General features: G+C 63.6%; 5 protein-coding genes and 1 pseudogene. 4 read left to right on the forward strand and 2 right to left on the reverse strand.

Annotated elements, in window-relative coordinates; translation table 11 throughout:
* Window positions 1-160 precede the first annotated feature (160 nt).
* From RF638_RS10020 to purU, 4 genes and pseudogenes are all read left to right on the forward strand, one after another.
* A pseudogene (locus RF638_RS10020) lies at window positions 161-898 on the forward strand (benzoate/H(+) symporter BenE family transporter); the annotation flags it as partial.
* 31 nt (window positions 899-929) lie between these two features.
* On the forward strand, window positions 930-1,286 hold the full coding sequence (locus tag RF638_RS10025) for a benzoate/H(+) symporter BenE family transporter (RefSeq protein ID WP_368841946.1): 357 nt from the start codon (window positions 930-932) through the stop codon (window positions 1,284-1,286).
* 124 nt (window positions 1,287-1,410) lie between these two features.
* A complete protein-coding gene (locus RF638_RS10030) occupies window positions 1,411-2,580 on the forward strand; it encodes a VIT1/CCC1 transporter family protein (RefSeq protein WP_095796906.1) in 1,170 nt (389 codons plus the stop codon).
* 707 nt (window positions 2,581-3,287) lie between these two features.
* Window positions 3,288-4,160 carry a formyltetrahydrofolate deformylase gene (purU, locus tag RF638_RS10035; protein WP_368841947.1) on the forward strand — a complete coding sequence of 291 codons (873 nt, stop codon included), beginning with the start codon at window positions 3,288-3,290 and terminating at the stop codon, window positions 4,158-4,160.
* 103 nt (window positions 4,161-4,263) lie between these two features.
* Here the strand turns inward: purU and sucD are convergent, their stop codons facing one another.
* Both sucD and sucC read right to left on the reverse strand, forming a co-directional pair.
* Window positions 4,264-5,181 (reverse strand): succinate--CoA ligase subunit alpha, encoded by a 918-nt coding sequence (gene sucD / locus RF638_RS10040; protein ID WP_095796908.1) that lies wholly within the window; start codon window positions 5,179-5,181, stop codon window positions 4,264-4,266.
* Between the two features lie 32 nt (window positions 5,182-5,213).
* Complete coding sequence (sucC, locus tag RF638_RS10045) at window positions 5,214-6,383, reverse strand: ADP-forming succinate--CoA ligase subunit beta (RefSeq protein ID WP_368841948.1); 1,170 nt, start codon at window positions 6,381-6,383, stop codon at window positions 5,214-5,216.
* Window positions 6,384-6,599: the final 216 nt, after the last annotated feature.

The raw sequence follows: 6,599 nt of genomic DNA on the forward strand, positions 1-6,599 counted from the left end.
TCCCTCACTGTGATTTTCCCCATATGGTGAGCTGAGCCCAGCACACCACCTCACCAGCGGGAGAACCGTGAGCACCTCAACCCGGCCGTCGCAGAACGCCCCGAAGTATTCGCTCGGGAAGGACTGGTCCCTGTCAGCGACCCTCGCTGGGTTCGTGGCTGTGGTCGTCTCCTACGCGGGTCCGCTCCTCGTGGTGCTGGAGGCCGCTCGAGCGGCGGGACTGAACTCCGAACAAACTGCCTCGTGGGTGTGGGCGATTTCCGTGGGGTCGGGAATTACCTGCGTGCTGTGCAGCTGGTGGTTCAGACAACCGGTCATGGTCGCATGGTCGATCCCGGGTGCCGCTCTACTGATCACATCGCTGGGCAACTTCTCGTTCTCGGACGCCATCGGCGCCTACATCGTCACCGCCGTGTTGGGCCTGATTCTGGGCGTCACCGGGTGGTTCGGCAAGATTCTGGACGCGATTCCCAAGCCCATCACGGCCGCCGTGCTCGCCGGCGTGCTTCTGCCTTTCTCCATTCAGGTGGCACCGTCCGTCGTCGAGAACCCCGCCCCCGCAGGCGCACTGGTCATCGGCTACCTGCTGGGCAAGCGCTTCATTCCCCGCTACGCCGTGTTCGTCGCGATGGGGTTGGGTGTCCTGGTGGCCTGGCTGACCGGAGCCATCAACGCCGTCTCCCCCGACTTCGGATTGACGGTGCCGGAGTTCACCATGCCCACGTTCTCGTGGGCCGCGATCGCCGGAATTTCCATCCCTCTGCTCATCGTGACCGCGGCCGGCCAGAACGCTCCGGGCCTGGCCATGATGAAGACCGCGGATTTCCCGCCCAACGACCGTGCGCTCCTGGGCGCGAGTGGGATCGCCTCCATCCTGTTCGCGCCGTTCGGATCGCACGCGCTGAACCTCGCCGCGGTCACCGCGGGTATTGCCACGAGCCCCGAGGCCCACCCCGAAACATCGACGCCGCTACGTCGCCGGCATTGCGTGCGGTGCCTTCTACATCCTGTTCGGCGCCTTCGCCTCAACGATCGTCACTCTGTTCTCCGCGATCCCGCCCGGACTCATTTCCGCACTGGCGGGCGTCGCACTGCTCGGGGCGCTTCAGGGCTCCATGTTCGACTCCATGCACCAGGGTGATCACCAACCCGCGGTGATCGAGGCCGCCCTGATCACTCTGGTCGTCACGGTGTCCGGCATCCAGCCGTTCGGCATCGTGTCCGCCTTCTGGGGCATTCTGGTGGGCGTGGCCGCCTCCGCGATCCTGCGGCGTCGTCCGCGCTGACCACGCAGCCTACGTGGCCCGAATGAGGCCCACGTGCGAACCGCGACCCAGGTTTCGGTCGCGGTTGGCTTGTTTTCGGATTCCCGAAACCCGGAATCGAGGCAGCGGCGTAAGATCTTGCCCCATGGGATTTTCAGAATCACCCCATTCCGACCACACGCCGTCCACCGAACCCACATCCGCACAAATCCGCCGTTGGCGCCATTATCTGGCCGACGAATTGGCGGAGGCGGCGATCTACCAGCACCTTGCGGATCGGGCATCCGGCCAGCAAGGTGAGATTCTGCACCAGGTCGCCGTGGCCGAGGGCCGTCACGCGGAGCACTGGCGGAGGCTCCTGGGTCCGTACGCTGACAAACCCGGGCGACCGTCACTGCGCGCCAGTGCGCTCATGTTCCTCGCCAAGCACTTTGGCACGGTCTTCGTTCTCGCGCTGTTGCAGCGGGCAGAATCCCGGTCCCCGTACCGTGAGGACCCGGACGCCTCGGAGGCGATGGCCGCGGACGAGGCCGTCCACGAGGAGATCATTCGGGCCCTGGCCACCGACGGCCGCACCAGGTTGTCCGGCAACTTCCGCGCAGCGGTCTTCGGCGCGAACGACGGGTTGGTCTCCAACTTGGCCCTCATCATGGGCATTGGTGCCACGGGTGTGTCCAGTTCGATCGTCATGGTCTCGGGCATTGCGGGCCTGCTGGCCGGTGCGCTGTCCATGGGTGCGGGAGAGTTCGTCTCCGTCCGCTCACAACGCGAACTCCTGGATGCCTCGCGCCCCACGCAGGTGACCCTCGAGGTCGCCCCGGAACTCGATCTCGACGCCAACGAGTTGACCCTGATCTATCGGGCCAGGGGCATGACCGAGGAAGCCGCGGAACACCGCGCTGCCGAGCGGCTCGGCCACTTCGAGTGCGACTGTGACCCGTCCTTGTCCTTCCAGGACGCCAAGGCGCGCGCCGCGCTCAGCCGTGACCAGAATGTCGAATACGACGACCCGAGGGGATCGGACGACAACCAAGCTCTCGGCACGGACCTGGGAGCGGCCGCTTCGAGTTTCTGTTTTTTCGCATCCGGCGCGATCATTCCCATCCTCCCGTATTTCTTCGGACTGGGCGGAGGCATGGCGTTGCTCGTGGGCATGTTCCTCGTGGGCCTTGCGCTGCTGTTCACCGGTGGCTGCGTGGGTCTGCTCTCCGGTGCATCTCCGCTCAAGCGAGGACTGCGACAGCTGGCCATCGGCTACGGCGCAGCCATCGCGACGTACCTCCTGGGGATGGCTTTTAATACCACCGTTGCATAACGAGGTTTGGTTGGCAGGGGTCTGGGCCGGTGGTTTACGAAACGCAAGCTTCCGAACTCGCGCGTTGTATTAAACGACCCAACATGACTTGTCCCCACTTTGGCCCACAAATTGCGCGGATGTAATATGCATATTCATGCTCTGGTCTGCAGTAACTCTCCTATCATCGGGCGAGGACTGACATTGGCCCTAGCCCGCGAATGGTTACGACTTGGTAACAAGTCCATTCCAAACAATTCACCGGTGGGGTAGAACGTACGCGTTCGCTGCACAGATCGATCGGCAGGTTACTGGTGACCGCATATTTCCGATATTCTTTGACCTGTGGTTCTCGAAACCACCACAACGGGAGACTTCGCACGGGATAAATCACCACACTTGCACTGGGGGGTGCTTTGTGGCTGATGCCCTGCGTTGATAGCCGCTCAGCCCACGGCTTCATCCCGTTGAGGCGTATACGCCTGCCGGTGGCTGCTGGTTCTCTAACAGAGGCGCACCTCTCCCCGCGCCGGACGGGCTCCTACCGTCCGCTCTGGTGGCCACCGGTTGTAAACGCCCCCCCGTGCGGCACACGCTCGCCGCGCATCAATCGCGAGATATCGCTCTCACGGACATCGTCCGCATGGCTTGGGGACCGGACTCACCGATAGGATCGTCTACGGCCCTCTCACGTGCCGTTGTCACTGTTGTCCTAGGAGATCCCACTGATGTTCGCCCCGCTGTCCACACCCGATGAACACATCTTGACCGTCCACTGCCCCGAGGCTTACGGATTGGTCAGCGCTGTGGCGTCGAACCTCACGAATCAGGGCTGCGACATCTTCGACGTCAAGCATTTCTCCGACCGTCACAACAGTGAGTTCTTCATCCGGTGCCACACCATGAGTGACCCGGGAACGGTCACCACGGAATCTCTCACCGAGGGGTTCCAACCCGTCGCCGATCGACACCGCATGCGATTCCGTCTGGTCAATGCACGGAAGAAGACCCGCGTACTGATCATGGTCTCCAAGGTTTCGCATTGCCTCGCGGACCTGCTGCACCGGCAGCGGGTCAACTCGCTGCCCATCGAGATCGTGGCCGTGGTGTCCAACCACACCGATCTCCAGCCGCTCGTGGACTTCTACGGCATTCCGTTCCACCATGTCCCGGTCACCAAGGACACCAAGCCCCAGGCGGAGGCCGAGCTGTTGGAGCTCGTGGATCACTACGACACCGAGCTGGTCGTGCTTGCCCGCTACATGCAGATCCTCTCGGACGATCTCACGCGCGCCCTGTCCGGCAAGTGCATCAACATCCACCACTCGTTCCTGCCCTCGTTCAAGGGTGCCAAGCCGTACCACCAGGCCTACGACCGCGGCGTGAAAATGGTGGGCGCCACCGCGCACTACGTCACCTCTGATTTGGACGAGGGTCCCATCATTGCCCAGCGGGTCATCCCCGTGGACCACGCGCACACCCCCAGTGACCTGGTGGCCGTTGGCTCCGACGCCGAGACCCAGGCACTGTCGCGAGCCGTCAAATGGCATGCGGAGGGCCGCGTGGTGATCTCCGGCAACCGCACCATCGTGCTCGCCTGACCCAGGCCCCCAAAGTCTCCGCATAAACGCCGACGCCGCTCCCCCACTAAGGTGGGCGAGCGGCGTCGTTGTGTGCGGGCCGGGTCAACCGGCCGCGCGCCGCTTACTTGCCTTCGAAGATCTCGCGCATGAGCTGGGCGGTCTCAGAGGGAGTCTTGCCCACCTTCACGCCGGCAGCCTCGAGTGCTTCCTTCTTGGCCTGAGCGGTTCCGGAGGAGCCGGAGACGATGGCGCCCGCGTGGCCCATGGTCTTGCCCTCGGGAGCCGTGAAGCCAGCAACGTAGCCGACGACCGGCTTGGTCACGTTGGCCTTGATGAAGTCAGCGGCGCGCTCCTCTGCGTCGCCACCGATCTCACCGATCATCACGATGGCCTCGGTTTCCGGATCCGCCTCGAAGGCTTCCAGAGCGTCGATGTGCGTGGTACCGATGACCGGGTCACCGCCGATACCGATGGCGGTGGTGAAGCCCAGGTCACGCAGCTCGTACATCATCTGGTAGGTCAGGGTGCCGGACTTGGAGACCAGGCCCAGCTTGCCCTTACCGGTGATATTGGCCGGGGTGATGCCCAGCAGGGACTCCTCGGGGGAGATGATGCCGGGGCAGTTGGGGCCGATGATGCGGGACTTGGGCTTGCCGTCCGCGCCGGTGTTCGCCTTGGCGTGGGCCCAGAACTCAGCAGAGTCCTGAACCGGGATGCCCTCGGTGATCACCACGATGAGCGGGACCTCGGCATCAATGGCCTCAATCACGGCGTCCTTGCAGAAGGCCGGCGGCACGAACACGATGGACGCGTTCGCACCGGTCTCGGACACTGCTTCGGTGACGGAACCGAAAACGGGCAGCTCTACGTCCTGGCCGTCCTTGTCCTTGTGGTTCACCGTGGTGCCGGCCTTACGGGCGTTGACACCGCCGAGCACCTGGGTGCCGGCTGCGAGCATACGGGCGGTGTGCTTGGTGCCTTCGCCGCCGGTGATGCCCTGAACGATGACCTTGGAGTCTTTGTTCAAAAAGATCGACATGTCTTCTTCCTGATAGATCTACGCGTGGGCGATTACTTGGCGGAGTGGGCCAGCTCGGCGGCCTTGTCGGCGCCGGAGTCCATGGTTTCCGCGGAGGTGACCAACGGGTGGTTGGCGTCGGCGAGGATCTGGCGACCCTCTTCGACATTGTTACCGTCCAGACGAACCACGATGGGCTTGGTGGCGGAGTCGCCCAGGATTTCCAGGGCCTTCACGATGCCGTTGGCGACCGCGTCACACGCGGTGATGCCGCCGAACACGTTCACGAACACGGACTTGACCTGGGGGTCGTTGAGGATGACGTCCAGGCCGGCGGCCATGACCTCTGCGGAAGCGCCACCGCCGATGTCCAAGAAATTGGCGGGCTTCACGTTGCCGTGCTTCTCGCCGGCGTAGGCAACGACGTCCAGGGTGGACATCACGAGACCGGCACCGTTGCCGATGATGCCCACTTCGCCGTCGAGCTTGACGTAGTTGAGGTCGTTCTCCTTGGCCTTCTCCTCGAGGGGATCGGCGGAGGACTTGTCAGCCAGGGCTGCGTGGTCCTCGTGACGGAACTCAGCGTTGTCATCCAGGGAGACCTTGCCGTCGAGAGCCAGAACGTCGCCGTTGCCGGTCTTGACCAGCGGGTTGACCTCCACCAGGGTGGCGTCTTCCTTGGTGTAGACCTCGCCCAGCTTCACGAGAACGGGCACGATCTTCTCAGCGGTCTCGGCGTCGAACTTGGCCTGCTCCACGATCTCGCGGGCCTTGGCCTCGGTGATGCCTTCCGCCGGGTTCACGTCCACACGGGCCAGGGCCTCGGGACGTTCCACGGCCAGCTGCTCGATCTCCATGCCGCCCTCAACGGAGCACATGGCGAGGTAGGAGCGGTTGGAGCGGTCCAGCAGCACCGAGAAGTAGTACTCCTCGGCGATGTCCGCACCCTCAGCGATCATGACGCGGTGAACGGTGTGGCCCTTGATGTCCATGCCGAGGATGTCCTTGGCGTACTGGTAGGCCTCATCGGCAGTCTTGGCGACCTTCACACCGCCGGCCTTGCCGCGACCGCCAACCTTGACCTGTGCCTTGACGACGGTCACGCCGCCGATCTTCTCTGCTGCTGCCTTGGCTTCTTCGGGGGTGGTGGCGACAATGCCGGCCAGCACGGGAACACCGTGCTTTTCGAACAGGTCGCGTGCCTGGTACTCAAACAGGTCCACGGATAAGTGTCCTTTGCGTCGAGGTGTTGTGTCGGTCCGCTCAAGCTCAGTGCTTCAACGGATCGACCTGATAGATCGGGGTAGGCCGCACGTGCGCACGGCAATACTGCCCTCAGGGTGATTTTAGTCCATTGAGTAGATAACTGGCTCATCGCAGTTGACGGTGTAGACGGTCGAGGTGCGTCGCTGGCCGGGTAGGGGTCGAGGTCTTCCAGG

The sequence above is a fragment of the Kocuria sp. CPCC 205235 genome (genome assembly GCF_040980905.1).
GTDB classification, from domain to species: domain Bacteria; phylum Actinomycetota; class Actinomycetes; order Actinomycetales; family Micrococcaceae; genus Kocuria; species Kocuria carniphila.